The following is a 25802-nucleotide window of genomic DNA, read 5'->3' as shown; positions in this document are numbered from 1 at the left end:
TCCCGCCCGACTGATCGACGGATGATCATTCGAGCGTACGGCAGCGTACTGTCGCTTATGTTGGTTTTTGTCGGTTTGGGTTGCCTCGCCCGGCCAGCAGCCCGCGCGGCCGGATCGACCGCACCGGCTCGGCCGCCGCGCCCTCGGCGCGCAGGATGTGGTTCGCGGCGATGATCCCGGTGGCGGCAGAGCGTTCCATCAGGGCGCTCGGGAAGCCGGTGGCGATGCCGTCGCCGGCCAGGTAGACGCCTGGCGCGTCCGTGCGTACCCCAGGACGCCAGGCGTGGCTGCCTGGCGTGAAGGCCGGCGCCTGCGCCTCCACCCGGGCGCGCAACTCGCGGACCCGCAGGTCGGCGGCCTCCGGCCAGAGCGTCACCAGCTCGCGGCGCATCCGCTCGGCCAGTTCCTCGGCCGGCACGTCGGGCTCGCAGGCGTACGCGTGCAGCTCGACGACCGACCCGCCGGTCTGCCGGGCCCAGCGCCGCGACTCGTTCTCCAGCCGGTGATAGAGCGTCACCGAATCCAATGTGGGCTGGCGGGACACGCCGCTGAACACCGCCCGCTCGGCGGCGACGTCCCCGTCGCACCAGTACCGGGCCACCGCGTACGGCGGGCCGGGCGTGCCGAACGCGGGCATCCGCGCCACAAGCTCCGGTGCCTGTCCGACCAGGTCGGCGGAGGCCGCGACCAGTGCCGCCATGGCCGGCGGATCCATGGCCAGCACCACATGGCCCGCCGCGTGACTGCCGCCGTCGGAGGTCGTCACCCGCCACCCGTCGGCGTCGCGGTGCACACCTGTCGCGGCGGCACCTGTGAGCACCCGGCCGCCGTGCTTCTCCACGTGCCGGGTCAGCGGCCCCCAGATCGCCGTCGCGTAATCCTCGTCGGGGCAGTCGAAGGCAAGCCCCTCCGGGTTGCCGAGCAGATAGAAGTGGAACTGGGCGACCATCTCGGCTGCCGACATCTCCGCCTCGTGGTTGAAGAACGAGTGCGAGAAGACCTCGAACAGCATGGCCCGCGCCCGATCCGGCAGCCGCAGCGAGGCCAGCAGCTCGTCGGCGGTGGAATCGTCCAGCTCGGCGTAGGTGCGCACCGGGTCGTAGCTGAGCAGCGGCAGCGCGGCGTCCCGGTCCATCGACCGCAGGTCGGAAAAGCGCAGGCTGGGGCTGCGCAGCAGCAACGCCAGCAGGTTGGCCGGCGGCGCTGGCGGCAGCTTGCCGAACTCCTCGGTCGGCCACTGCTCGCTGAGGATCGGATAGCCCGGAATGGGCTTGAGGAAGCCCAGGTCGGGGTCGATGCGACGGAGGATGGAACGCCAGTTGTAGTACTGCCGGAAGAACGCGTGGAACCCGTGCTCGTTCTGCTGACTGCCGTCGGCGAGCGCCTCCGGCCAGGCGCCCAGTCGGCCGCCGAGGGTGGGTGCCGCCTCCAGCACCGTCACCGCCACGCCCCGCTCGGCCAGCACGACAGCCGCCGACATGCCGGCGATGCCACCGCCCACCACCACCGCCGCGACCGGTCGCGGCACGCGGGCCGCCCCACCGCCGCCCGGGTCCACCTCATGCTGACGTACGCCGATGAGTCGACCCACCACTCGCGACAGCGCCACGGGGCACCTCCCTTGCGGCAAGTCTTCCCTACGGGAGGCAACGGCGCGCTCTGTCGGAGGCCGGCCAGACGTACTCCAGGTCCCCCGGCACGTCGGTCCCGAAGATCGGGCCGTAGTGCGCAGGGTCCTTGCGCAGCAGCGACGCGCGGTGGCTGAGGTGCATGTCGTCGCGGCCCAGCCACGGCGGCAGCTCGCCGGCGGAGGCCAGCTCGTCCTGGGTGCGGATCACCCCGGGACCGCAGGCGGCGGCGAGGTCGACGGCCAGCGTGCCGGCGCACGTGTCGGCCCGACCCGGCTCGGTCCAGACCGCGCACATGTCCAGCCCGTAGCGGGTGAGCGCCTCCTCGTACCCGGCCCACATCTTCACCGCCGGGTGGTTGCGCCAGCCGTACCCGGGGCGGGTCAGCCCGCGCAGCACCTGGATGGCCTCCACCCGCTGCTTGCCCAGCCGCTTCTGGTCCAGCACGCGGGCGCTGGCCAGGAAGTTCGGATACGGGAGGAAGGTCTGCATGTCGCTGCTCTACCCGCCGGCCGGGCCGGCATGCCTGACCTGGGATGATCCGGACGGGGTCGCCCAGTGTGGTCGTGCTGACTACGATCCGGGCATGGCGGAGCCGTGGCGGAACCGGGCGCGACGGGCGGTCGAGTGGAACTGGCGACTACGGTCCGCTGGGGATCCCCGCCCGCACTACGTGATCTGTGGTCGGGACTCGCTCGCCTACTACGTCGCCCGCGCGATCCTCGAATCCGAGCCGCCCGTCGGCGGGGCCCGGGTGACGGTCGTGGTGCCCGAGCGTTACCCCGACAACGGGCCGGACGTGGCCGCGCTGCGCGGGGTCCGGGTGGTCCGCTCCGACCGGCTGGACGTGGCCACCTTCGAGACCGCCGGGCTGGCCGGGGCGGCCGGGCTGGCCCTGCTGCACCAGGACGACGTGGGCAACCTGCACGCCGCGCTCTGCGCCCAGGCCGTCGATCAGCGGGTCCGCCAGGTGCTGCGGATGTTCAACGGCACCCTCGCCGACGGCGTACGCAAGCTGCTCAAGGCACCCGTCGAGGTGCTCTCCGACGCCGAGATGGCCGCGCCCGCGTTCGTCGCCGCCGCGCTCGGCGAGGTCGACCCCAGCTCATTCCAACACCGGGACAAGACGCTGCGGGTGGCCCGGCGCGACGACGTCCGTCCGCAGGATGTGGTGTGCGCGCTGGCCCGCCTCAGCGAAGAGCAGGGTGTCGAGCTGTTGCCGGCCGAGCAGGCCGGCGCGGACCTGGTGCTCGCCGAGGCGACAGGTCAACCGCCGGGCACCGAGGTGGCCGCCCGGCGGCTGGTCCGCGCCCGGCGGCGGCGTCGTCCGGTGGCGGTGTTGATGCGTGCGGTACGCGGCTTCGCCACCCGCAAGATCGGCATCGCGGTGATGCTCGTGCTCGCTGTGATCGCGGTGCTGGGGGCGCTCATCTCCCGCGCCGAGGGCGTCTCCCCGGCGGAAGCGCTGTACCTGACACTCGTCACCACGCTCAGCGGCGCCGACCCGGACACTGGCAAGCCGCCGGACGCGCAGGTCATGCAGGTGGTGCTCAACCTGGCCGGGCTGGCGCTGATCCCGCTGATCACCGCAGTCGTGGTGGACGGCATCGTCAACGCCCGACTGGCCCTGCACACCGGCCGGCAGCAGCCGGCCCGGGCCGGGCACGTGGTGGTGATCGGCCTGGGCAACGTCGGCACGCGGGTGATGGCACGCCTGCGCGAGTACGACGTCGAGGTGGTCGCCATCGACAAGGACCCGGAGCCGCGCGGCGGTGCCCTCGCCCGGCAACTGGAGGTGCCGCTGATCGTCGGCGACGCCGCCCTGCCCGAGACGCTCATCTCCGCTTCGGTGGCCGACTGCCAGGCGCTTGTGGTGGCGTCCACCGACGACGTGGCGAATCTGGAGGCGGCACTGACCGCCCGGGACCTCCGCGACGACCTGCGGGTGGTGCTGCGCCTCCTCGACGGCGACTTCGCCGCGCGGGTCGAGGAGACCCTTGCCCTCGGCGTGTCCCGATCGGTTTCCTACCTGGCCGCGCCGGCCTTCATCGGTGCCCTCACCGAACGCGCTGTCATCACCACGATCCCTGTCGACCGGCACGCGCTGCCGGTCGCCGAGGTGCCTGTCGCCGCAGGCTCCGAGTTGGACGGCCGTCCACTGAGCTCGGTCAGCCGGGACGGTCAGGTCCGCCTTATCGCCCGAACCCCAACCGGTGGGGGCAGGACGATCTGGTGGAAGGACCTCGACCCCCGCCAGGTGATCTTCGCGGGTGACCGGCTCACAGTGGTCGCCCGCCGACGCGGCCTGGACTGGCTGACCGGTCAGTGCGCCCCGCCGGCCCCGGTCTCCCGGCCGGCCGAGTCGGTCCATGGCGGAGTGCACAGCCCAGCGGCGGCGGCCCCCGTGGTGCCGGGCCAGGCAGGTGCGGGGGCCGACACGACGCACCCCGTTCATCCGGCCGGAGATTCGCCCTCGACGACCAACGGCGGCGGTCTACCTGACGAACCCGAGGTGACCCGTCGACATGATGGGACCGGCGAGGTGAACTGACAGCGCCCGGTGAGCCGGGCCGACGTTGTCCAGCTACTCGGCTTGCGGTGGCGTACGTTGTGCGTACACTCGGGCTGTGAGTGCTAAGGCAGAGCGACTGCACCTGCGGGTCGACGAGCAGCAGAAGGCGTTGCTGGAGGCGGCGAGTCAGGCGTCCGGGGACAGCGTGTCGACGTTCGTGTTGAAGGCGGCGACCGAAGCCGCGGCGGATGTGCTCGCCGACCGGCGGGTGTTTGTGCTGGACGAGGACGCCTGGCGGGTCTTCGACGAGGCGTTGCAGGAGCCGGCGCAGGACGTCGCCGGGCTGCGGGAGCTGTTGACCGGTCCAACGGTGCTCGACCCGCCGGCAGATGGTGCGTCGCGGTGAGATCCCGCTTCTCGGCGGTCGAGCCGCTGTCGACCGAGTCCGCAGTGACCGGGTTCGACTGCGGCTCCCGCGCACAGTCGGTGTGGCTGGTCGAGCATGCCCTACAAAGCCACCGAGCGGGCTTGTCCCGGGTGTACGTGGTGCGTGACAACGAGCACCCGGATCAGCGAGTGGCCGGCTACTACGCGCTGGCTGCCGGTAGTGTCGCTCCCGCCGATGCCTCGCCTCGCCTACAGCAGGGGGCCGGCCGCTACCACCAACCGGTGGTGATCCTGACTCGGCTCGGAGTCGACCGCAGCGCCCAGGGCGTCGGTCTTGGTCGAGCGCTTGTGGTCGACGCCCTGCGGCGTATCGCCTCCGCCGCCGAGGTCATCGGCGTACGCGCCGTGCTCATTCACTGTGAGACAGACGCTGCCCGCGACTTCTACCAGCGGCTGGCCAAGTTCGAGGCCAGCCCCACCGACCCCATGCACCTGCTGCTGCTGATGAAGGATCTCCGCCGGGCGCTGAGCGGCTGACCGATCCGCGGGAACCGGCCGACACTGAGCGACAATCCATGGCATGCGTTTCCGCGTCCTCGGGCCGACCAGGGTGCTGCTTGCCGACGGGCGAGAGCTTCCCGTGGGCGGCCCTCGGTTGCGCGCGCTCCTGGCGCTCCTCCTGCTCGATGCGGGCCGCATCGTTCCCGCCGAGCGGCTGATCGACGGCCTGTACGGCGAGCACCCACCCCGTGGACCGGCCAACGCGCTCCAATCCCAGGTGTCGCGGCTGCGTCAGGCCCTGCCCGCAGAGGACGCCCTGGTTGAGTTTCACCAGGCCGGCTACCGCCTGGCGGTGGATCCCGAGGACGTCGACGCGTACCGGTTCGAGCGCCTCGCCGAGTCGGGGCGCCGCGCGCTCGCCGCTGGTGACTGGTCCCACGCGGCGGCTGTGTTGCGCGAGGCGTCGGAGTTGTGGCACGGCCCTGCTCTGGCCGATGTGCTGAACGCGCCAGCGCAGGCGGCACGGCTGGACGAGCTGCGGCTGGCCGCCGTCGAGGATCGGATCGAGGCGGAGCTGGCGTTGGGCGGGCACAGCGCGCTGGTCGCGGAGCTGCGGGAGCTCGTCGTCGCGCATCCGCTGCGGGAACGGGCGCGAGGTCAGCTCATGAGCGTCCTGTCCGGGCTGGGCAGGCCGGCCGAGGCGCTCGCCGAGTTCGAGGACGCGCGGCGCACGCTCGCCGAGCAGCTCGGCGTCGATCCTTCGGTGGAGCTTGCCGCGATCCATCTGGCGGTGCTGCGCGGTGAGGAACGCCCGGCGACCGAGCAGGCGCTCCCGAGCCAGCTCACCACGTTCGTCGGGCGGGAAGAGGAGCTGAAGCGCGTTGGTGACCTGCTCGGCGAACGGAGACTTGTCACCGTCACCGGCCCCGGGGGAGCTGGCAAGACGCGGTTGGCGATCGAGGCGGCGGGCCGGGCCGGCGGGGAGGTCCGTTTCGTCGAGCTGGCCGGGCTGACCGACGGGTCGGACGTACCGCAGGCGGTGTTGAGTGCGCTGGGCCTTCGCGACGCGGGCCTGCGCGCCCCGGCCGAGCACGGCCGACACCCGACCGACCGGCTGGTCGAGGCGCTGGCCGAGCGGCGGATGCTGCTCGTGCTCGACAACTGTGAGCACGTCGTCGCCGACGTGGCCCGGCTGGCCGCACGGATGCTGAGCGCCAGCCCGTCGCTGCGCGTCCTGGCCACCAGCCGTGAACCGCTCGGGCTGGCCGGCGAGGCGTTGTGCCCGCTGTCCGGGCTCACAGTGCCGCCGCCCGACGTACCGACGCTGGCCGTCGACGACTACGCGGCGGTGCGGCTGTTCGCCCAGCGGGCCGCCGACGTCGTACCAGGCTTCGCCGTCACCTCGGCAAACGCAGAGGCGGTGCTGTGCATCTGCCGCACCCTCGACGGCCTGCCGTTGGCCATCGAGCTGGCCGCCGCGCGGCTGCGGGCGCTGCCTGTCGCCGAGGTGGCCGTCCGCCTCGACGACCGGTTCCGGCTGCTGTCGGTGGGCAGCCGGGCCGCCCCGCGGCGACACCGGACGCTGCGCGCGGTTGTCGAGTGGAGCTGGGACCTGCTCGACGACGACGAACGGAGGCTGGCCCGCCGGCTGGCTGTCTTCGCCGGCGGTGCCACGCTGGAGGCGGCCGGGCGGGTCTCCGGCCTGCCCACCGCCGAGCTTGTCGACGCGCTGACCGGTCTTGCCGACAAGTCCTTCGTGGAGTTGACCGGCGGCCGCTACCGGATGCTCGAAACCGTGCGCGCGTTCTGCGCCGAACGGCTCGCCGAGGCCGGTGAGGCCGAGCAGTTGCGGCGCGCGCACACCGCGTACTTCCTGGAGTTCGCCTGGACCGCCAGTGACCACCTGCGCGGGCCGGATCAGGTGCGCTGGCTGCGACGGCTCGACGCCGAACGGGACAACCTGCACACAGGGCTGCGTCGTGCCACAGCTGCCGGTGACACGGCCGAGGCGGCCGGGCTGGTCGCGGCCCTGTCGTTCTACTGGTGGCTGCGCGGCATGCGCGGGGAGGGTGCCCGGCTGGCCGCCGCCGTCCTCGACCTGCTCGGCACCGGGGCGCCACAAGAGCTGGGCGAGGAGTACGCCCTCTGCGTCTACAACGCCTCGCTCGGAGGGTTCGGCCAGCTGTCGTCCCTCGGGTCGGAGCAACCGCTGCTCTACGGCCTCGACCGGCTGCCTCGCCAGCCCTTCCTGCTGTATCTGTCGGGGATCTCGAACGGACCGCCGGCCGGCGGTGTCGAGGACGTCGACGACCTCATGCGGCACCTGCGGCGGCTGGCCGGCCCGGACGTCTGGATCAACGCACTCGGCACGATGGGGCTCGGTTCGGCGCAGATGTCGGCAGGCCAGTGGGAGCAGGCCAGGGCCTCGCTCGTCGTCGCGCTCGACGGTTTCCGGAGCGCCGGAGACCGGTGGGGGTCCATGATCACACTCGGTGCGCTCGGCGAGGTCGCCGCCTGGCAGGGCGACCCGGACACGGCGAGCGACCTGCTGGACGAGGCGATGGACCTGGCCGAGCAACTCGGGTCGGTCGTCGACCGGGCCGACATGATGCGTACGCGGGGCGAGGTACGGCTGCGCGCCGGCGACCTCGTGGCGGCGCGCAACGACTTCGCGGACGCGCTGCACCTCGCCCAGCGCAGCGGCGCGCCGGAGTTCGTGTCCGCCGCCCGGCTCGGCCTCGCCCGGGTGGCACAGTTGCGCGGCGACCTCGCCGAGGCCAGGCGGCTGTGCGAGGCGGCGCTGGTCGGCGGGCTCACCGGCTGGTACGTCGGCGAGGCCACCCGTGCGGAGATCATGCTGGTGCTCGCGCAGATCGCCGAGGCGGAGCAGAGGACCGCGACGGTGCCTGACCTGCCGCCGTCAGCGGACGGTGCGTGACCGGTCAGCGCCGCCATGCACCGTCGTGGCATGACGACATTCGAAGTGGTCGCCGAAGGGCTGGGCAAGCGGTACGGCCCGACCCTCGCGCTCGACACGTTCGACCTGGCCGTGCCGACCGGTACGGTCCACGGGCTGCTCGGTCCGAACGGCGCGGGCAAGACGACGGCAGTACGGATCTTTGCCACGCTGCTGCGGTTCGACACCGGCCGGGCGACAGTGGCCGGATTCGACGTGGCGCGTCGACCCGACGAGGTGCGTGCCCGGATCGGGCTGACCGGTCAGTACGCAGCGGTCGACGAGACCCTCACCGGTCGGCAGAACCTGGAGTTGTTCGGTCGACTGTTCCGGCTCCGCCCGAAGGCAGCCCGCCGACGCGCCACCGAACTGCTGGAACGGTTCGGGCTCGACGAGGCGGCGGGCCGGTCCGCAGGTGAGTATTCGGGTGGGATGCGTCGTCGGCTGGATCTTGCCGCCAGCCTGATCCGTACGCCGCGTGTCCTCTTTCTTGACGAACCGACGACAGGCCTGGACCCACGTAGCCGCAACCAGGTGTGGGACCTGGTCCGCGCCCTAGTGGCGGAGGGAACCACTGTGCTGCTGACCACGCAGTACCTGGAGGAGGCCGATCAGCTCGCCAACCGGATCTCCGTGATCGACGCCGGGCGGGTGGTCGCCGAGGGCTCGCCGGACGAGCTGAAGTCGATGACCGGTGGTGACCGGATCGAGGTGGTGGTGCGGGACGTGGCGCAGTTGGCCGGAGCCGAGCAGATCGTCGCCCGGGTGTGCGGCGTGCAGCCCGAGCGGGATCCGGAGATCCGGCGGGTGAGCGCGCCGGTCGCTGACCGGGTCGCCGGTTTGATCGACGTGGTGCGGGGGTTGGACGACGCTGGCATCGCTGTCGAGGACATCGGTCTGCGTCGCGCGACGCTTGACGAGGCGTTCCTGTACCTGACCGGGCACCTGTCGGACGGGGTGCGCGGGTCGGCAGCACGAGAGGCGGCGGTGGCATGACGACAGCGGTGACCGATGGCTGGACGATGACCAGGCGGAACATGATCCATGTTGTCCGCGCGCCGGAGGAGCTGATCCTCTACTTCTCTTTGCCGATCATGTTCGTGCTGGTGTTCGGGTACGTGTTCGGCAGTGGCATGCAGGTGCCAGGTGGCGGCAACTATCGGGAGTTCCTGCTCCCGGGGGTCTTCGTGATGACGATGCTGTACGGCCTCGGCGCCACCGCGACGGGCGTGGCGCTGGACCTCAGCCGGGGAGTTGTCGACCGGTTCCGGTCGATGCCGATGGCGCGTTCCGCCCTGCTGGCCGGCCGTAGCGCCGCCGATCTCATCCGTGCCCTGCTGGAGATGTCCACACTGCTGGTCTGCGGCCTGCTCGTCGGCTGGCAGTGGCGCGACGGCGTGGGCCGGGCGCTGCTCGCGGTCGGGCTGCTCCTGCTGCTGCGCGTCGCGATCACCTGGGCAGGCATCTACCTCGCGCTGCTGGTCCGCAACCCGGACACGGTAGGCGTCATCGTCTTCCCTGCGGCGTTTCCGTTGACCGCCCTCTCCAACGTCTTCGTCGCGCCCGAGTTGATGCCGCGGTGGATCGGTGCGATAGCGGAGTGGAACCCACTGTCGGCGACGGTGGCGGCGATCCGCCACCTGTTCGGCAACCCGGGCCTGGGCGGCGATTCGTGGCCTGCGGAGAACGCCATCATGCTGGCGGTGCTGTGGCCGGTAGTCCTGATCGCGGTGTTCGCGCCGCTGGCGGTGCGCCGCTACCGGCGGCTGAGCCGCTGACCGGGCCGCCTGCCCGGGTCAGCGGCGGGCCCGCAGAACGAAAGAGGCGGCGCCGACGGCGAGCACGCCGAAGCCGGCGATCACGCTGCCCAACGGCAGGTTGACCGCGAGCAGCAGGCACCCGATCAGCCCGAGAACCGCGAGGACCCGGACCGGCAACCGCCGGTCCGGGTTGCGGCCCAGGGTGAGCGCCGCCGCGTTGGTGATCGCGTAGTAGACGAGCACCGTGCAGCTGGAGAAGCCGATCGCGTCGCGTACGTCGCCGAGCAGCACCACCACGATCACCACGGCGGCGACTGCCAGTTCGGCGCGGTGCGGCACCTGGTGCACCTGGTGCACGGCGGCCAGCGCGCCGGGCAGGTCGCGACGGCGGGCCATCGCGAGGGTGGTCCGGCCGACCCCGGCGACCAGGGACAGCAGCACCCCGACGACCGCGATGGTGGCCCCGGCGCGGACCACCCAGGCCAGGCCGGGCAGCCCGGCGGCGGTCACCACGTCGACAAGGGGCGCTGCGGATCCGGCCAGCCGGTCGGCGCCGAGCACTCCGAGCGTGACCACGGCCAGCACCAGGTAGATCGCGAGCACCGCACCGAGCGCCAGCGGTACCGCCCGGGGGATGGTCCGCTGCGGGTCGCGCACCTCCTCGCCGAGGGTGGCGATCCGCGCGTACCCGGCGAACGCGAAGAACAGCAGCCCGGCGGCGGTGAGCACACCCCGCGCCGAGCCGCCGGGGTCGGTCAGTCGATCCAGGTGCACCGGCCCGCCCGCCACGCCGACGACCGCGACCAGGGCCAGCACCGCGAGCACCACCGCCACCAGCACCTTCGTGGCGGTGGCCGTCTTGCCGATGCCGCGCAGGTTCACGGCTGTCACCGCGAGCACCGCGCCGACCGCGACCAGCCGGGCCTGCCCCGGCCACAGGTACGCCCCGATCGTCAACGCCATCGCCGCGCAGCTCGCCGTCTTGCCGACCACGAACCCCCAACCGGCGACGAAACCGGCGAACGGCCCGAGACGCTCCCGACCGTAGACGTAGGTCCCGCCGGACTCCGGGTAGCGGGCCGCCAGCCGCGCCGAACTGGTCGCGTTGCAGAAGGCGATGAACCCGGCAAGCACCAGCGCCGGCAGCAGGCCGGCGCCGCCGGCCGCCGCCGCGGCCGGGCCGAAGACCACGAAGACGCCCGCGCCGAGCATCGAGCCCAACCCGATGACAACCGCATCGGGTACGTCGAGCCGCCGCGCCAGTTGATCCACGAGCCGAAACCCTAGGGGTACGACGTGAACGGCCGGTCCCATTCGCGTAACCGGCCGGGAAGCGGCAGATCGTCCCACGGCACCCGGTGCAGCAACCGGTCCAGCAGCAGCCCGAGCAGCAGCCCGGCCACCGAGTCGGTGAGCCAGTGCCAGCCCAGATAGGTGGTGGTCGTGAGGACGACAAGCGGCGGTACCACCCGGATCACGGTGACCAGCCGGGCGGGGAGCCGCCGGCCGAAGGTGCGCGCGAGCGGGGCGAGCAGCAGCGCGATGACGCCGTACCAGACGATGGCGTTGGCGACGTGCCCCGACGGGTAGGACTGGGCGAACCGCACCGGCAGGTCGTCGTGGAACAGCGGCAGCGTCTGCTCGGGTGGCAGGAACGGCTCCTTGACGCTTGCGCTCGGCGCGGCGCGGGCGGTCCACACCTTGAACGGGCCGATCGTGAAGGTGGTCAGCACGAATCCGACCACCGGCAGCAGGATGGGGCGCACCGACCGCAGCCGAACGGCCAGCAGAACGCCCAGCCCGACGCCGATCAGGGTCAGCGGGGTGCCCTGACCGAGGAAGTTCAGCACCCGGGCGACCCAGTACGCGGCGGCCGGCCGGTGCCCGTCGGCCCAGTCGGCGACCGCCCGGTCCAACCCGAAGAGTTGGTCGGCGGCGAGCGCGACAGTCAGCCCGACCAATCCGGCCAGCAGCAGCGCGTCGAACCACCAGCTGGCCGGCCGGACGGGGCGCAACCGCAGCTCACGACGTACCCCAGTGGTTTTGAGCACGCGACCACGCTACCGGCCCGGCGTGCGGCGGGGTGTGCGGCGCTGTGGGCCCAGCCACGATGTGAGGCGGATGCGGGGGCGACCCGTCATGCTTGTGCCCGTGCGGATCACCTCTGCCCTCGTCGACCCGGCGCTGCTCGACCTGCCCTGGTCGACACCGCTGGAGGAGTGGCCTGCCCAGCACCTGGTGGCCCTGCCGCAGGGCATCTCCCGGCATATCGTCCGGTTCGTCCGGCTCGGTGACTACGTGTACGCGTTCAAGGAGACCCGCGAGCGGATCGCCGAGCGGGAGTACGACCTGCTGCGAGCGCTGGAGCGGATCGACTTCCCGTCGGTCGAGGCGGTGGCTGTCGTCGCCGACCGGCAGACCGACGACGGCGAACCCCTCGAATCGGTGCTGATCACCAGGCATCTGCAGTTCTCGCTGCCGTACCGGGCGCTCTTCTCGCACACCCTGCGCCCGGAGACGATGAGCCGACTGCTCGACGCGCTCGCCGCCCTGATCGTGCGGATGCACCTGACCGGCTTCTTCTGGGGCGACTGCTCGCTGTCCAACACCCTGTTCCGCCGGGACGCGGGCGCGTTCGCCGCCTACCTGGTGGACGCGGAGACGGGAGCCCTGCACAACTCGCTCTCGAACGGCCAGCGCGGCGAGGACCTGGAGATCGCCCGGGTCAACATCTTCGGCGAGGCGCTCGACCTTCAGGCCGCCGGCCTGCTGCACGAGTCCATCGACCCGGAGGTGGTCTGCGAGGAGGTCGTGCAGCGCTACGAACGGCTCTGGCACGAGATCACCTACGAGCAGGCGATCGAGCGGGAGGCCCGGCACGACATCGAGGGCCGGATCCGCCGCCTCAACGAGCTGGGCTTCGACGTGGCCGAGGTGGCCATGTCGACGATCGAGGGCGGGCGCTACCTGGTCCGCCCGAAGGTGGTCGACGCCGGCTACCACACCCGGCGGCTGCTGCGGCTCACCGGCTTGGACGCCGAGGAGAACCAGGCCCGCAAGTTGCTCAACGACCTGGACGCCTACCGGGCGGAGAGTGACCTGATCGACGAGCAGCAGGCCGCGCACCGCTGGCTCACCGAGGTCTTCGAGCCGGTGGTCCGGGCCGTGCCCGCGCACCTGCGCCGCAAGCTTGAGCCGCAGGAGCTGTTCGCGCAGATCATCGAGCACAAGTGGCTGCTCTCCGAGCAGGCCGGCCGGGACGTCGGGATGCGCCACGCGGTCCAGTCGTACCTCGCCGACGTGCTTGTGCACCGCCCCGACGAGCAGGCCGTCCTCGGCGTCGAGGTCACCGCCATCAGCTGACCCGGCCCAGTCGTGCCGTGCCCCTCCCAGGCAGCCAGGAGTGTGGGCACTGCCTTTGGAGCTGATGTCGCAAACGATTCAGCTCCAAAGGGCCCGCAGGGCACATGTCCGGCCGACCAGGCCGGCATCGCTGAGCGACGCCACCGCCCACGGGGCGCGCGTGGAGCGGCGGCCAAGTCTCACTCCACCCAGGAGCCGCCGCGCAGCACTCGAACCACGTTCAGGTCCTCGTCCAGCACCACCAGGTCGGCGCGGAGGCCGACCTGCAGGGCACCCACCCGGTCGCCCAGGCCGATGGCCCGCGCCGGGGTGGTGGCCACCATCCGGGCGGCGTCGGCCATCGGGATGCCGGCGTCCACTGCGTGCCGCAGCGCGGCGTCCATAGTCAACGTGCTGCCGGCGATAGCTCCGTCGCGGGCCAACCGGGCCACCCCGTCGGCCACGGTGACGGCCTGGCCACCCAGCTCGTACTCGCCGTCGGCCATCCCAGCGGCGGCCATCGCGTCGGTGATCAGCGCCGCCCGGTCGGGGCCGACGGTCGCCGTGGCGAAGGTCAGGATGCCGTCGTGCAGGTGCACCCCGTCGGCGACCAGCTCACAGATCACTGTGGGCGCGTCGAGCAGGGCCACCACCGGCCCCGGCTCACGGTGGTGCACCGGCCGCATGCCGTTGAACAGATGCGTACCCACGCTCGCGCCAGCGGCGATCGCCGCGCTGGTCTGCTCGTAGGTGGCGTCGGTGTGGCCCACGGCGGCCACCACACGCTGAGCGGTGAGCAGTTTGATCGCCTCCAGCGCTCCGTCGCGCTCCGGGGCGAGGGTGACCATCCGGATCGCGCCCCGGCCCAGTTCGATCAGCTCGGCCAGTTCGTCGGTGGACGGGTCGCGGAGGTGCTCCGGGTTCTGTGCGCCGCAGCGGGCATCCGAGAGGTACGGGCCCTCGAAGTGGACGCCCGCCAGCACACCCTCGTCGACAAGCGGCGCGAACGCCTCGGTGGCCGCACGCATCACCGCGAACGGCGAGCTGACCAGGCTGGCCAGCAGGGTGGTGGTGCCGTGCGCCAGGTGGAAGCCCGCCGCCGCGCGGGCCTGGTCGGCGTCCCCGGTGGTGAATGTGTGCCCGCCACCGCCGTGCGTGTGCATGTCGACGAAGCCGGGCAGGATCCAGTGCCCGTCACGGACCGACGGATATTCGGCGACGGCGGTGATCCGATCACCGTCCCACTCGACGCAGCCCTGCCGGATCACACCGGTCGGACTCACCACTCGGCCGTTCACCCGTGCCGTCATCGTTCCTCCTGATGGTCACCGACGCCGGCGGCGTCCAGGGCATGGTCACTGACACCGGCGGCGTCCAGGGCGTCCAGGGCGAGCAGAGCGGCACCGAGGCAGCCGGCCTCGTCGCCGAGGGCCGCCGCGACCAGCCGCGGCTCCCGGTGGAAGGTCATCCGATCGTGCATCGCCACCAGCAGGGGGCCGAGGAGCAGGTCCCCGGCCTGGGCCAGGCCGCCGCCGAGCACGATCATCGCCACGTCGAACAACGCCTGCCCGCTGGCCAGGCCGTCGGCGAGCGCGTCGACCGCCTCCCGCCAGACCTGCCCGGCGAGGGGTTCGCCCGCCGCCGCCCGCTCGGATACCACGGCCGCCGTCACCGCGGCGTCGGGTGTCCCGCCGGCCAACTCCGCGTACCGACGCCCGATCGCGGAAGCCGAGGCGACCGCCTCCAGGCAGCCGGGCCGGCCGCAGCCGCAGCGCGGGCCGCCGGGGCGTACCAGAATGTGGCCGATCTCCCCGGCCGCACCGTGCGCGCCGACGGAGGCCACGCCGTCGACGACATGCGCGGCGGCGATGCCGGTGCCGATCGCCACGAAGAGCACGTGGCCGGTGCCGCGCCCGGCACCGAGCCGGGCCTCGGCGATACCCCCGACGCGCACGTCGTGGCCGAGCGCCGTGGGCAGGCCGAGGCGCGTCGTCACCAGATCCCGCAGGGGTACGTCCCGGAAGCCCACATTCGCCGACCAGACCGCCACGCCGCGCGCCTCGTCCACGACCCCGGGCACGGCGATGCCTACCGCGACCGGAGTGAGCCCATCCGCGCGGGCCTTCGCGGCCAGCCCTTCGGCGACATCGAGGATGGTGTCGACCACGGCGGCCGGGCCGCGCGCGGCGTCGGTGGGGTGCCGCTCGGTGCGTACGGCCACACCGTCCGGCCGGACCAGTGCGCACTTCATGCCGGTGCCGCCGACGTCCAGCGCAACGACCACCCGATCGGCGTCGCCGTTGCTCACGGTGCCACCTCGGTTCGCGACTGCGGGGCTCGCAAACCCGGCTCACTCCTCGCGCTCACGCCAACACCACGGACCGGCTCAGGTGCCGGGGCGCGTCCGCGTCGAGGCCGCGGCTCGTCGCCAGGGCGACGGCGAAGCGCTGGGCCAGGATCAGGTCGGCCATCGGGTCGACCGGGTTGCGGCCGGCCGACCAGCTGCCGAGCGCCGTGCGCCAACCGTGCGTACGGCTGTGCACGAAGGCCGCGCCGGTGGCCGCCACGTCCTCGGGCAGCCCGTCGGGCAGCTCGCCGAAGGCCCAGACCAGCCGGCCGGGGGCTGCGACAGAGATGGGGCCGTGCCGGTAGTCCATGGCCGGGTACGCCTCGGCCCAGAAGGTGGCCGCCTCGCGGCACTTCAGCGCGGCCTCCTCGGCCAGCCCGACCGTCCACCCCCGACCGAGGAAGGTGACCTGCTCGATGGTGGCCGGGTCGATCGGCAGGGGGGAGCGCACCGCCACCTCCGCGTCGGCGGCGAGTGCGGTGACCGGGTCGCCGAGGTGGGCTCGCAGCAGGGCAAGCGCGGTGGTCGCGAAGCGGGTCTGCACGACCGACCGTTCGTCGGCGAAGGGCATCGTCACCGAGGCGGAGGCCACCTCGACCGCGGGAGACGCCGGGTCGCCGACGATGACCGTGGTGGGGGTGACCCCGCGCAGCGCGGCGAGCAGTTCCAGCACCTCGGTGGTGGTGCCGGAGCGGGTGATGGCGATCAGCCGGTCGTAGCGGCGGCCGGCGGGGAACTCAGACGCCTGGAACGCGTCGGTCTCGCCCTGGCCGGCCTGTTCGCGTCGGGCGGCGTACGCCATCGCCATGAACCACGACGTGCCGCAACCGACGACGGCGACCCGCTCGCCGGGGCGCGGAAGGTCGCCGTGTACGGCGCTCGACAGTCGAGCCGCTTCCCGCCAGCAGTCGGGTTGGCTCGCGATCTCCGCGTCCACGTACGTCATGGGAAACTCCTCGCAGGGCCGACCTGTGCGCAATACGGCTCGTTACACCCGCATTTCGCGCGTTATTCTGCGCGAACCTGGGTGGTCGTGGCAACCGACTGGCCGATCGCGCAGTCCAGCCTTTTGCGCAGACCTAGTTTTGCGCACTAGTGTGCACGCAATCAATCACCGTTCGTGCAGTCACTGGGAGGGCCCCCGCGGTGGACCGCTACGCCAGATGGAACGCCCTGCTGGAGATGCTTACCGACAACGGCCGGGTAAGCGTCGAGGCGGCAGCCGAACGGCTGGGCGTCTCCCAGGCCACCATCCGGCGTGACTTCGACCAGCTCGCCCAGCAGCAGATGATCACTCGCACCCGGGGTGGTGCGGTCGCCAACGGTGTCTCGTACGACCTGCCGTTGCGCTACAAGACCGCCAAGCATTCGGCCGAGAAGCAGCGGATCGGCGCCGCCGCCGCCGCGCTCGTCACACCCGGCACGGTCGTCGGCCTGAACGGCGGCACCACGAGCACGGAGGTGGCACGGGCGCTTGCCGTACGACCGGACCTGAACACCAATGCCGAGGGCGCCCAGCTCACAGTCGTGACCAACGCGCTGAACATCGCCAACGAGTTGCTCGTGCGGTCCCGGATGAAGGTCGTCGTGGCCGGCGGGGTGGTACGCCCGAAGTCGTTCGAGCTGGTCGGCCCGCTGGGCGGGGCGCTGCTGCGCGAGGTGACGCTGGACATCGCGCTGCTCGGCGTGGACGCGATCGACCCGCAGCTCGGCGCGGCCGCCCACCACGAGGGTGAGGCGGCCATGAACAACCTGATGGTGGCCCGCGCGAAGCGGGTGGTGATAATTGCGGATTCGTCCAAGTTGGGCGGTCACGCCTTCGCCCGGATCTGCCCGGTCGAGCGGGTCGAGACACTTGTCACCGACTCCGGCGCCGCGCCGGAGGTGGTGGACGCCTTCCGGGCTGCGGGCGTGCAGGTCGTCTGCGCCTGACCGGTCACGCTCCGTCGACGAAACGCATTGATCGGCGTGTCGATGGATGCCGGGTATTATGCGCCCCTGCATACCGCGTATGGTGTCGGCTGTCACGCCCACCATCGGGGGAGGTGCAGCTTGCCAGCTGTCCTGGAGATCGAAGGTCTACGTAAGACGTACAAGAGTCGTCGACGCGGCACCCGCAACGCGCTCGACGGCTTCGACATGCGTGTCGAGGCAGGGCAGGTGCACGGCTTCCTTGGCCCCAACGGGTCCGGCAAGACGACTACCCTGCGCACACTTCTCGGCCTGATCCGGTCCGACGGCGGCCGGATGGCGCTGCTCGGTCACGAGGTGCCCGACGCGCTGCCCGCCGTCGCGGGCCAGGTCGGCGCGATCGTGGAGAGCCCGCAGTTCTTCCCGCACTTCACGGCCCGGGACACGCTGTCCCTGCTGGCCGGCGCGGGCGAGGTGCCGCAGACACGGGTCGACGAGGTGCTGGAGCTTGTCGGGCTGCGCGACCGGGCCGGCGAGCGGGTCAAGACGTACTCGTTGGGCATGAAGCAGCGGCTCGCCGTCGCCTCCGCCCTGCTGAAGAACCCGAGGTTGCTCATCCTCGACGAGCCGGCCAACGGCCTCGACCCCGGCGGCATCCGCGAGATGCGCACGCTGATGCGGACGCTCGCCGAATCCGGGATGACAGTGGTGTTGTCCAGCCACATCCTCGGCGAGATCCAGTTGATCTGTGACTCGGTCACCATCATCTCGCTGGGTCGACGTGTCGCCTTCGGCCCGGTCAACGAGGTGCTCGCCCAGCACTCGTCCGGCGCGGTCCGGGTCCGGCTGGAGGCGGTCAGCGACCTGCCCGCCGCCGCCGAGGCGCTCACCCGGGCCGGTGTGCGCGTCAACGCGCACCCGGACCACCTGATGCTGGCCGGCATCGACAAGCCGGCCACGATCACCCGGCTGTTGGCCGAGCAGAACCTCTTCGTCAGCGAGTTGGCCCCGATCGCGGTCGACCTGGAGAGCGTCTTCCTCGAACTGACCGCCACCGCGCCGGTCCCCGGCCAGCACCGGCAGGTCGACGAGTCCACGAGGGTCGGTGGTACGGGTCAGCCCGGTTCCGCCGCAGGAGGGTGGGGCGCGTGAGCCTCTATCGCACGGAACTGCGCCGGCTGGCCAAGCGGCGCTTCACCCGATACATGTCGCTGCTCGGCCTGCTGGTGCTGGCCGCAGTCGTGGTAGGTGTCTTCTTCACCAACCAGAAGATCGACGCCGACCAGCTCGCCAGGGCCGAACGCCAGGCCGACCAGCAGCACCAGGAGCAGGTGCGCTGGAGCGAGCAGGAGCGCGTCGCGTGCGAGCAGGCCAAAGCGGCCGGTACGCCAAATGACGGCCGCTACCCCGACGACTGCTCGGTGATCACGGCACCGACCCGCGATCAGATCGACGCGCAGTGGTTCCTGCCGTCGACGTTCGAGTTCCGCAAGACGTTCGACGAGACGTTGGTCCCGTTCGCGGCGATCCTCGCGCTCGTCGGGTTCGTGGTCGGCGCGTCCTTCGTCGGTGCCGAGTGGAGCACCGGCGGCATGATGAACCTGCTGCTCTGGCGGCCTAATCGGCTCACAGTGCTGTTCAACAAACTGGCCGCGCTGCTCACCGGCATGTTGGCGGTGACGCTGCCCGCTGCGGTGCTCTGGTTCGCCGGTTTCTGGGCGGTCGCGACGTTCCGTGGCAGCACCGAGAAGATGACCTCCGGGGCCTGGCAGTCGTTCGCCCTGACCGGTCTGCGCGGCGTGGCACTGGTGCTGGTGATCACCACCATCGGGTTCGCGCTGGCCTCGCTCGGGCGGCACACCGCGATGGCACTCGGCGGTGTCGTGGCGCTGATGGTGGTCGGCCAGTTCGGGCTGGGCATCCTGCTGGCGATGGCGAACGTGCGCTTCGCCGAAGCGTGGCTGCTGCCCACGTACGCGATCGCGTGGATGACCAAGAAGGTCACCCTCCAGGACTACCAAGTCTGCAACGCGAACTACTACGGCGAGTGCAAGCCGGCCACCCTGGACATCACCTGGCAGCAGTCCTCGGTCCTGTTCTCCGTCGGCGTGGTCGTGATCCTCGGGGCGGCGCTCTGGGCGATGCGGCGCCGCGACATCTCCTGACCGGAGGCCGCACGGCAACGTACGACAACGGCACGGCCGGCCCCGGCCGTCGGGTTCTTTCCGGCGAGCGGGGCCGGCCGTGCCGTTGCTGCGACATTTGTCGTCCCTGGCTAGGCTGAGCGCCATGCCCGCCGACGCCGCCCCGGCCGCCCCCGAGCCGTCCATCGACGCTCGTGCGGACGAGGCGACCGGCACGCCGAGTGTCCCCACCCCCCGGCCGGCGCCGGCCGTCGAGAGCACCGACGACGCCGGGCCGGACGACGAAGACGCGGCCGAACCCGCCCAACCGGCCGCGCCGGCCGTGCCGCCCGCGGGTCTGACCCCACGCGAACGCGCGATCCTCGCCTTCGAGCAGCAGTGGTGGCGGCACGCCGGCGCCAAGGAGCAGGCCGTCCGGGACACCTTCGGGGTCTCCTCCACGCGCTACTACCAGCTGCTCAACGGGCTGTTGGACAATCCGGCGGCGCTCGCGGCCGACCCCGTGCTGGTCGGCCGGCTCCGCCGGCTGCGCGCGTCGCGCGCCCGCAACCGCCGCCGCTGAACGGGCACCCGGGCCTTCCCGCGCGGCGCAGTCGGGGTCGCACCCGTACCGAACATGCCCGGCTGAGTAACGCCGTCCCCGGTGCCCGGTCCGCCGTCGTCGGCCAAAGCATGTCGCCACGCGCGACGGGTAGGCACCTCGTGCACCGAGTCGCTGCTCAGCGGCTGCGGTCCAACGGGGGGAGGGGTCATGACGGGTGCCAACCCGAGCCGGCCATCGCAGGGTGCGACCGGCAGGGGCCAACAGGCACGGCAGGAGGCGTCTCAGGTCGGGCACCAGGCCGCCCAGGCCGGCGGTCGGGTTGCCCACGCCGCCGCCGAGCAGGGTGGGCAGGTGGCTGCCGAGGCGCGTCAACAGGCCCAGCACCTGACCGGGGAGGCCACCAACCAGCTTCGGGAGCAGGCCCGGTCGCAGCAACAGCGGGCCGTCGACAGCCTGCGCGACCTGGGCCAGGGGCTCAACTCCATGGCCGAACGTGACGGTGACTCCGGGCTGGCCGGCCAGGCGGTCCGCCGGGCGGGCGACGCCGCCCAACAGGCTGCCGGTTGGCTCGACGGACGGGAGCCCGGTGAGGTGCTGGACGACGTGCGAGCGTACGCCCGGCAGCATCCCGGCACCTTTCTCGCCGGCGCGGCGGTGGCCGGGTTGCTGGTCGGACGGCTCACCCGTGGCCTGACCAGCGGTGGCGACGGCGCGGGCAGGTCCAGTGCACCACCACAGGGCGCGGCAGCCGGCGGGCCACCGCAGCCGTACGAGCAACCCGACCAGCCGTACACCGGAATGGCGCGGGCGCAGAACATTTCGCCGTCTGGCCAGCCGGAACGGGATGTGCCGGGCGGGGTGGCACCGTGAGCGCCCCGGAGAAGGAGCGGACCCAGGCATCCGTTGGCGACCTGATGGGTGACGTGACCCGGGACCTCTCCACGCTGATGCGCAAGGAGGTCGAACTGGCCAAGGCCGAGCTCCGCGAGGAGGCCACCCAGGCAGGCAAGGCCGGTGGCATGTTCGGCGGGGCGGGGCTGGCCGGGTTCCTGGCCGTGCTGTTCGTGTCGTACGCCGTCTGGTGGGGGCTCTCCAACACGATGGACGAGGGCTGGGCCGCGCTGATCGTCGCGATCATCTGGGGCGTCATCGCCGGCGGCCTCTTCGTCAACGCGCGGACCCAGGCGCGTCAGTTGCGCGCCGTGCTGCCGCGGACGAAGCAGAGCGCACAGGAACTACCGGACGCCCTGCGGGGCCGGTGACCACGTCAAGGGAGCAGGTCATGTCGAGTGATCCGGATCGGATCCGGCGGGAGATCGAGACGACCCGCAACGAGTTGAGCAACGATATCGACGCGCTGACCGACAAGATGAACCCGCGTCGGATCGCCGGTGAGCGCGTGGGTGAGGCCCGGGGCGCGTTCACCCGAGCGAAGGAGAAGGTGATGGGAAGCACGAGCCACAACCGACAGCAGCCCAACGAACGGATGTCGCACATGGCCAGTTCGGTGCGCGACGAGGCTCGGTCGTTGGGGCAACAGTCGCAGGGTGCGGTCTACTCGGCTCGGGACGAGGTCCGGTCACTCGGGCGGCAGTCCCGCGAGCAGACGCAGGGCAACCCGCTCGCGGCTGGGATTGTCGCCTTCGGGGTCGGGCTGCTGGCCGCGTCCCTGGTCCCGCCGAGCGGCCGGGAGCGGCAGCTGGCCGGGCGGGCCCGCGACATGGTGAGCGAACACTCCGGTGAGCTGCGCGAACAGGCAAGTCAGGTCGGCCACCAGGTCCGGGACAACCTCCGGGAACCCGCGCAGCAGGCGGCGCAGTCGGTGCGGTCCACCGCCCAGCAGGGGTTGTCCGCGGTCCGGGAGCAGGGCCAGTCCGCCGCTGGACAGGTACAGGGGCAGGCGCATGCGGCCGTCGACGACATCCGGCAGCGGTGACCCCGCCGGCTCGGTGGGGTCGGCGCCGGTGATGCGGGTCCGTTCCGCGTCCGCGCCGGCCCCCGGCCGCCCGGTGAACGAGGACATCGCCTTCCAGTTCGGCTCACTTGTCGGCGTGCTGGACGGCGCGACAGTGCCGGAGGGCTTCGACACCGGCTGCGTGCACGGGCCGGAGTGGTATGTCCGGCACCTGGCCGCCCGGATCGCGGTGGCCGAGGCGGTGCGCCCGGCGGCCCGCCTGACCAGCAACCTGGCCGCGGCAATCCTCGCCGTCCGCGCCGACCACGGCGGGCAGTGCGACCTCGACCATCCCGGCACCCCGTCCAGCACCGTGTGCCTGCTGCGCGACAGCGGTGACCAGGCGGACTACCTGGTGCTCTGCGACAGCCCGCTGGTGCTCGACGAAGGCGGGCAGGTAAGAGTGGTGACCGACAACCGGCTGGACGTGGCGATGGCCGAGTTGCGGCAGACGGTCGCCACCGTGCCGGCCGGGGCGACGGACCCGGTGACCCGGTTCCGGCACGCGGTAGGCGTCCAGCGGGAGCGGATGAACCGAACCCACGGCTACTGGGTCGCGGCTGCCGACCCCGACGCGGCCTTCCACGCGGTGACCGGGTCGGTGCCCAGGCGGGGCCCGGGGGGCCTGCGGCGGGCGGCGCTGCTCAGCGACGGCGCGTCAAGCGCTGTCGAGCAGTTCGGGCTTACCGACTGGCCGGGGCTGCTGGACCAGTTGAGCGCCGACGGGCCGGCGGCGCTGCTCGACCGGGTCCGGGCCGCCGAGCGCGACCACCCGGATCGGCTGCGCCGGCACAAGTCCACCGACGACGCCTCGGTGGTGTTCTGCGAGTTCGAGTCGACCGCCTGAGCATCCGGTCACTCCGAGTGATGACACGGAGCGTGAGGAGGAACACCCCAACCGCCCGACCGGCCGGTACCGGTGGCCGGACCGCCAGTGCGAGCCCAATGGGGTGGACTTCGGCCGATGAGCGCGGCAGACTGCGGCACGTGCCAGGTGCGGTCCGGCTGGAGCCGGTGGACGAGCGGAACCTCGAGTCGTTGCTCTCAGTAGCGGCTGCCGAGGCGGAGCCAGATGACGTGATGCCCCCGGTCGAGGCGCCCGCCGGTTGGTCGCTCGCGCGTCGGGAAGCGTTCCGGGACTATCACCGGGGGAGCTTCGGCGGCCTGGACGGCCCGACCGGCTCGCAGATGTACGCGGTCGTCGTCGGCGGCGAGGTGCTGGGCATGGTCCGGATGACTCGCTGTGACGAGCCGGGCACGGTGGAGACCGGAATCTGGCTGGGCCGCTCGGCGCGCGGGCAGGGGATCGGCGCGGCCGCCCTGCGCGGGTTGCTCAACGCCGCCGCCGGGGCCGGCATGCGGCTCGTGGTGGCCGAGACGACCCGGGACAATGCCGGCGCGGTCGCCATGCTTGAGAGGTGCGGCGCGAAACTGCGCGAGGACGGCGGGAAGGTGTACGCCGAAATCTGCCTCGATTCGACACTGCCCGCGCTCTGAAGCCCACCGCCGAGCAGGTCACGCCCGCTCGGCGGCGTACCCGGCGAGCCAGGCCACCTGGGCCGGGTCCAGCGATGGGCGGACCCGCTCCCGCGCGGTGGCCACGTGCGCGGCGGTGACGGTCGCGGCGGCGAGCGATTCCCGCATCGCCGCGAGCGCCGCCTCCCGGACCAGCGCCGCGCAGTCAGCCGCCGAGAAGCCGGTCAGATCCTCGCCGAGGGCGGCCAGGTCGACGTCCGGTGCGAGCGGCACGTGTCGGGATGCGGCGCGCAAAATCTCCGCACGGGCCGCCGCGTCCGGCGGCGGCACGTAGATCAGTCGTCCCAACCGGCCGGGTCGCAGCAACGCCGGGTCGACAAGGTCCGGCCGGTTCGTGGCGCCGATGACGACCACGTTGCGCAGGGTCTCCACCCCGTCCAGTTCGGTGAGCAGCGCGGCGACCACCCGGTCGGTGGTGCCCCCGTCGGTGGCCTGCCCGCGTACCGGGGCCAGCGCGTCCATCTCGTCCAGGAAGATCAGCGTCGGTGCCGCCTCGCGGGCCCGGCGGAACAGCTCACGTACGGCGCGTTCGCTCTCACCCACCCACTTCGAGAGCAACTCCGCGCCCTTGACCGAGAGCACGTTCGCCCGTCCCGACCCGGCCAGGGCCGTCACCAGGTACGTCTTGCCGCAGCCGGGCGGGCCGTAGAGCAGCACACCGCGCGGCGGCTGCACGCCGAGGCGGGCGAAGGTGTCCGGGTAGGTGAGCGGCCAGAGCACTGACTCGGTCAACGTCTGCTTGACCTCGTCCAGGCCACCGACGTCGTCAAGGGTCACCGAGGCCAGCTCCAGAGTCGACGCGGCCATCGTCGTGGGCCGGACCACCTCCAGGGCGGCGGTGAAGTCGGCCATCGACACCGTCGGCGTCTCGGCGGATTTCTGCCGCAGCGCGGCGCGTACCCCGGCCTCCCGGACCAGCGCGGCCAGATCCGCCGCGACGAACCCGGGGGTGCGCCCGGCCACCTCGTCCAGTCGCACGTCGTCGGCGAGCGGCACCTGCCGGGTCAGGACGCCTAGTTGCTCGCGGCGCAGGGCCGGGTCGGGCAGCGGGATGCTGATCCGCAGCGACAGCAGGTCGGGTGCGCGCAGCGCCGGGTCGACAGCCTCCGGGCGGCTGGTGGTGCAGACCACTGCGACGCCGGCCCGGACGCTCTCCGCGAGCACCTGCCGGAACACGGTGGACAGTGGGCCGGGCTCGTCCGCCGGGGCGAGCGCCTCCAGGTCGGTGACCAGCAGCACCGCCGGCCCGGCGGCGCGTGCCGCTGTGGCCGCGGCCCGCAGCCGGTCAGCGGCGGCCTGGTTGCTCAGTGCGGCCACCTCGGGCGCCCACAACTGGTGTACGCGGGCACCCACCCGGGCCGCGACGGCCCGGACCAGCGCCGACTTGCCGGAGCCGGCCGGCCCGCCGAGCAGCACGCCAAGCGAGATGGTGGTCCCCAGCCGGCCCAGTACCTCCCGATGGTGGAAGCCGAGGTCCAGCAGTTCGGTCAGCTCCTCGGCCTGGGCCCGCAGCCCGGGCAGCTCGTCCACGTCGGGCGCGTCGGTCACGTCGAGGGCGTCCACTGTCGCGTCCGGCAGGGGAGCTGTCGCGCCGTGCCGGGCCGGGGCGGCGTCGGCCGGGGCGGACAGCCTGCCGGTGGCCTGGCCGTGGGTGGCCCGACCCTGCATGGTTTGGCCGTAGGTGGCCTGGCCGTGCTCCCAGCCGACAAGCGTGTCCATGGTGACGAGCGACCCGGCGGACGGCTCGACGGCGACAACCCTGATCAGGGTGCTCGTCCAGGCGAAGCCGATCGTGGTGGCGAGGCTGCGCCGGGCCGCCTCGACCAGACTGCGCACTGAGGCGTCCGGCAGCACGTCCTGTGGCAGTAGCGACACGTCGTCGCCGGCGGTGAGCACCTTGCCCAGCAGGGCGAGTCGGAGCATCTCGGGGCTGACCGCCGCGACCACCTCCACTGGCCCGGCCAGGGTGACGCGGGCCGCCGGGGTCAGCGGCACCGGCGACACCCGCACCTGGCCGCCGTCACGCAGCCCGAGGTTGCCAAGTGTCAGGTCGTCGGCGTACAGCAGGGCGGTGCTCGCCCCCGTTCCGGCCGCCGCGACGATCCCGGCGGTCTCCCGCCGGCCGGACAGCCGGACCGGGTCGCCGGGGCGTAGCCCCAGCGCGGTCAGCGCCTCCGGGTGCAGCCGCACGATGCCCCGTCGGGCGTCCAGCGCCGCGGGCCGCAGGCTCGCGATCAGTGTCAGGTCGGGTTGCGCCACCGCCCGACCGTAGCCGCCGAC

At 72.4% G+C, this 25802-nt stretch carries 24 protein-coding genes; 16 read left to right on the top strand and 8 right to left on the bottom strand.

Annotation, left to right across the window (positions count from 1 at the left end; genetic code table 11):
- Positions 1-55: 55 nt before the first annotated feature.
- Both ACFY2Q_RS12080 and ACFY2Q_RS12075 read right to left on the bottom strand, forming a co-directional pair.
- On the bottom strand, positions 56-1609 hold the full coding sequence (locus ACFY2Q_RS12080) for an FAD-dependent oxidoreductase (protein ID WP_387129517.1): 1554 nt from the start codon (positions 1607-1609) through the stop codon (positions 56-58).
- 28 nt (positions 1610-1637) lie between these two features.
- Positions 1638-2120: an MSMEG_6728 family protein gene (locus ACFY2Q_RS12075; protein ID WP_387129516.1), complete on the bottom strand. Its 483-nt coding sequence runs from the start codon at positions 2118-2120 to the stop codon at positions 1638-1640.
- 94 nt (positions 2121-2214) lie between these two features.
- On the opposite strand from ACFY2Q_RS12075, the gene ACFY2Q_RS12070 reads away from it, so the two are divergent.
- The 6 genes from ACFY2Q_RS12070 (at position 2215) to ACFY2Q_RS12045 (ending at position 9762) form a co-directional block, all read left to right on the top strand.
- Positions 2215-4179, top strand: a complete 1965-nt coding sequence (locus ACFY2Q_RS12070; protein ID WP_387129514.1) for a potassium channel family protein — start codon at positions 2215-2217, stop codon at positions 4177-4179.
- 76 nt (positions 4180-4255) lie between these two features.
- Positions 4256-4546: a DUF1778 domain-containing protein gene (locus ACFY2Q_RS12065; protein ID WP_355627801.1), complete on the top strand. Its 291-nt coding sequence runs from the start codon at positions 4256-4258 to the stop codon at positions 4544-4546.
- Entirely contained in the window at positions 4543-5064 is a 522-nt protein-coding gene (locus tag ACFY2Q_RS12060; protein ID WP_387129513.1) for a GNAT family N-acetyltransferase, read from the top strand. Before ACFY2Q_RS12065 ends, ACFY2Q_RS12060 begins: the two co-directional genes overlap by 4 nt.
- Positions 5065-5107: 43 nt before the next feature.
- Positions 5108-7966, top strand: a complete 2859-nt coding sequence (locus ACFY2Q_RS12055) for a BTAD domain-containing putative transcriptional regulator (RefSeq protein WP_387129511.1) — start codon at positions 5108-5110, stop codon at positions 7964-7966.
- A 30-nt stretch (positions 7967-7996) separates the two neighbouring features.
- Positions 7997-8980 (top strand): ATP-binding cassette domain-containing protein, encoded by a 984-nt coding sequence (locus ACFY2Q_RS12050; RefSeq protein ID WP_387129509.1) that lies wholly within the window; start codon positions 7997-7999, stop codon positions 8978-8980.
- Positions 8977-9762, top strand: a complete 786-nt coding sequence (locus tag ACFY2Q_RS12045; protein ID WP_387129508.1) for an ABC transporter permease — start codon at positions 8977-8979, stop codon at positions 9760-9762. The genes ACFY2Q_RS12050 and ACFY2Q_RS12045 overlap by 4 nt, the downstream gene beginning before the upstream one ends.
- An 18-nt stretch (positions 9763-9780) precedes the next feature.
- On the opposite strand, the gene ACFY2Q_RS12040 is transcribed toward ACFY2Q_RS12045, so the two are convergent.
- Both ACFY2Q_RS12040 and ACFY2Q_RS12035 read right to left on the bottom strand, forming a co-directional pair.
- Positions 9781-11016: an APC family permease gene (locus ACFY2Q_RS12040; RefSeq protein WP_387129506.1), complete on the bottom strand. Its 1236-nt coding sequence runs from the start codon at positions 11014-11016 to the stop codon at positions 9781-9783.
- A gap of 11 nt (positions 11017-11027) precedes the next feature.
- Entirely contained in the window at positions 11028-11765 is a 738-nt protein-coding gene (locus ACFY2Q_RS12035) for a phosphatase PAP2 family protein (protein ID WP_387129774.1), read from the bottom strand.
- A 118-nt stretch (positions 11766-11883) separates the two neighbouring features.
- On the opposite strand from ACFY2Q_RS12035, the gene ACFY2Q_RS12030 reads away from it, so the two are divergent.
- A complete protein-coding gene (locus ACFY2Q_RS12030; RefSeq protein WP_387129773.1) occupies positions 11884-13107 on the top strand; it encodes a DUF4032 domain-containing protein in 1224 nt (407 codons plus the stop codon).
- A gap of 179 nt (positions 13108-13286) precedes the next feature.
- On the opposite strand, the gene nagA is transcribed toward ACFY2Q_RS12030, so the two are convergent.
- From nagA to ACFY2Q_RS12015, 3 genes are read right to left on the bottom strand one after another with little or no spacing between them, the layout of a single operon-like run.
- A complete protein-coding gene (nagA, locus tag ACFY2Q_RS12025; protein WP_387129505.1) occupies positions 13287-14396 on the bottom strand; it encodes an N-acetylglucosamine-6-phosphate deacetylase in 1110 nt (369 codons plus the stop codon).
- The gene (locus tag ACFY2Q_RS12020; RefSeq protein ID WP_387129504.1) at positions 14393-15394 is read right to left on the bottom strand and encodes an ROK family protein; all 1002 of its coding nucleotides are present in this window, start codon (positions 15392-15394) and stop codon (positions 14393-14395) included. The genes nagA and ACFY2Q_RS12020 overlap by 4 nt, the downstream gene beginning before the upstream one ends.
- Positions 15395-15449: 55 nt before the next feature.
- A complete protein-coding gene (locus ACFY2Q_RS12015) occupies positions 15450-16379 on the bottom strand; it encodes an SIS domain-containing protein (RefSeq protein ID WP_387129503.1) in 930 nt (309 codons plus the stop codon).
- A 200-nt stretch (positions 16380-16579) separates the two neighbouring features.
- On the opposite strand from ACFY2Q_RS12015, the gene ACFY2Q_RS12010 reads away from it, so the two are divergent.
- The 9 genes from ACFY2Q_RS12010 to ACFY2Q_RS11970 all read left to right on the top strand — a co-directional run bounded on the left by ACFY2Q_RS12010 (position 16580) and on the right by ACFY2Q_RS11970 (position 23483).
- Positions 16580-17365 carry a DeoR/GlpR family DNA-binding transcription regulator gene (locus ACFY2Q_RS12010; RefSeq protein ID WP_387129501.1) on the top strand — a complete coding sequence of 262 codons (786 nt, stop codon included), beginning with the start codon at positions 16580-16582 and terminating at the stop codon, positions 17363-17365.
- 120 nt (positions 17366-17485) lie between these two features.
- On the top strand, positions 17486-18496 hold the full coding sequence (locus tag ACFY2Q_RS12005) for an ATP-binding cassette domain-containing protein (protein ID WP_387129500.1): 1011 nt from the start codon (positions 17486-17488) through the stop codon (positions 18494-18496).
- A complete protein-coding gene (locus ACFY2Q_RS12000) occupies positions 18493-19509 on the top strand; it encodes an ABC transporter permease subunit (RefSeq protein ID WP_387129498.1) in 1017 nt (338 codons plus the stop codon). The genes ACFY2Q_RS12005 and ACFY2Q_RS12000 overlap by 4 nt, the downstream gene beginning before the upstream one ends.
- A 124-nt stretch (positions 19510-19633) precedes the next feature.
- Positions 19634-20050: a DUF3263 domain-containing protein gene (locus tag ACFY2Q_RS11995; RefSeq protein ID WP_387129497.1), complete on the top strand. Its 417-nt coding sequence runs from the start codon at positions 19634-19636 to the stop codon at positions 20048-20050.
- 189 nt (positions 20051-20239) lie between these two features.
- Positions 20240-20902 (top strand): hypothetical protein, encoded by a 663-nt coding sequence (locus ACFY2Q_RS11990; RefSeq protein WP_387129495.1) that lies wholly within the window; start codon positions 20240-20242, stop codon positions 20900-20902.
- Positions 20899-21294 (top strand): phage holin family protein, encoded by a 396-nt coding sequence (locus ACFY2Q_RS11985; protein WP_387129493.1) that lies wholly within the window; start codon positions 20899-20901, stop codon positions 21292-21294. Before ACFY2Q_RS11990 ends, ACFY2Q_RS11985 begins: the two co-directional genes overlap by 4 nt.
- A 20-nt stretch (positions 21295-21314) precedes the next feature.
- Positions 21315-21968: a DUF3618 domain-containing protein gene (locus ACFY2Q_RS11980; protein ID WP_387129492.1), complete on the top strand. Its 654-nt coding sequence runs from the start codon at positions 21315-21317 to the stop codon at positions 21966-21968.
- Positions 21937-22833 carry a hypothetical protein gene (locus ACFY2Q_RS11975; protein WP_387129491.1) on the top strand — a complete coding sequence of 299 codons (897 nt, stop codon included), beginning with the start codon at positions 21937-21939 and terminating at the stop codon, positions 22831-22833. The genes ACFY2Q_RS11980 and ACFY2Q_RS11975 overlap by 32 nt, the downstream gene beginning before the upstream one ends.
- Before the next feature lie 98 nt (positions 22834-22931).
- Positions 22932-23483 carry a GNAT family N-acetyltransferase gene (locus ACFY2Q_RS11970; protein WP_387129489.1) on the top strand — a complete coding sequence of 184 codons (552 nt, stop codon included), beginning with the start codon at positions 22932-22934 and terminating at the stop codon, positions 23481-23483.
- Between the two features lie 18 nt (positions 23484-23501).
- On the opposite strand, the gene ACFY2Q_RS11965 is transcribed toward ACFY2Q_RS11970, so the two are convergent.
- Positions 23502-25781 (bottom strand): AAA family ATPase, encoded by a 2280-nt coding sequence (locus ACFY2Q_RS11965; protein ID WP_387129487.1) that lies wholly within the window; start codon positions 25779-25781, stop codon positions 23502-23504.
- Between the last annotated feature and the right edge of the window lie 21 nt (positions 25782-25802).

The sequence above is a fragment of the Micromonospora sp. NPDC000316 genome (assembly GCF_042898885.1).
Taxonomy (GTDB): domain Bacteria; phylum Actinomycetota; class Actinomycetes; order Mycobacteriales; family Micromonosporaceae; genus Micromonospora.
The sequence above is the reverse complement of the archived record's forward strand: the minus strand, read 5'-3'. Positions and strand labels throughout refer to the sequence as shown.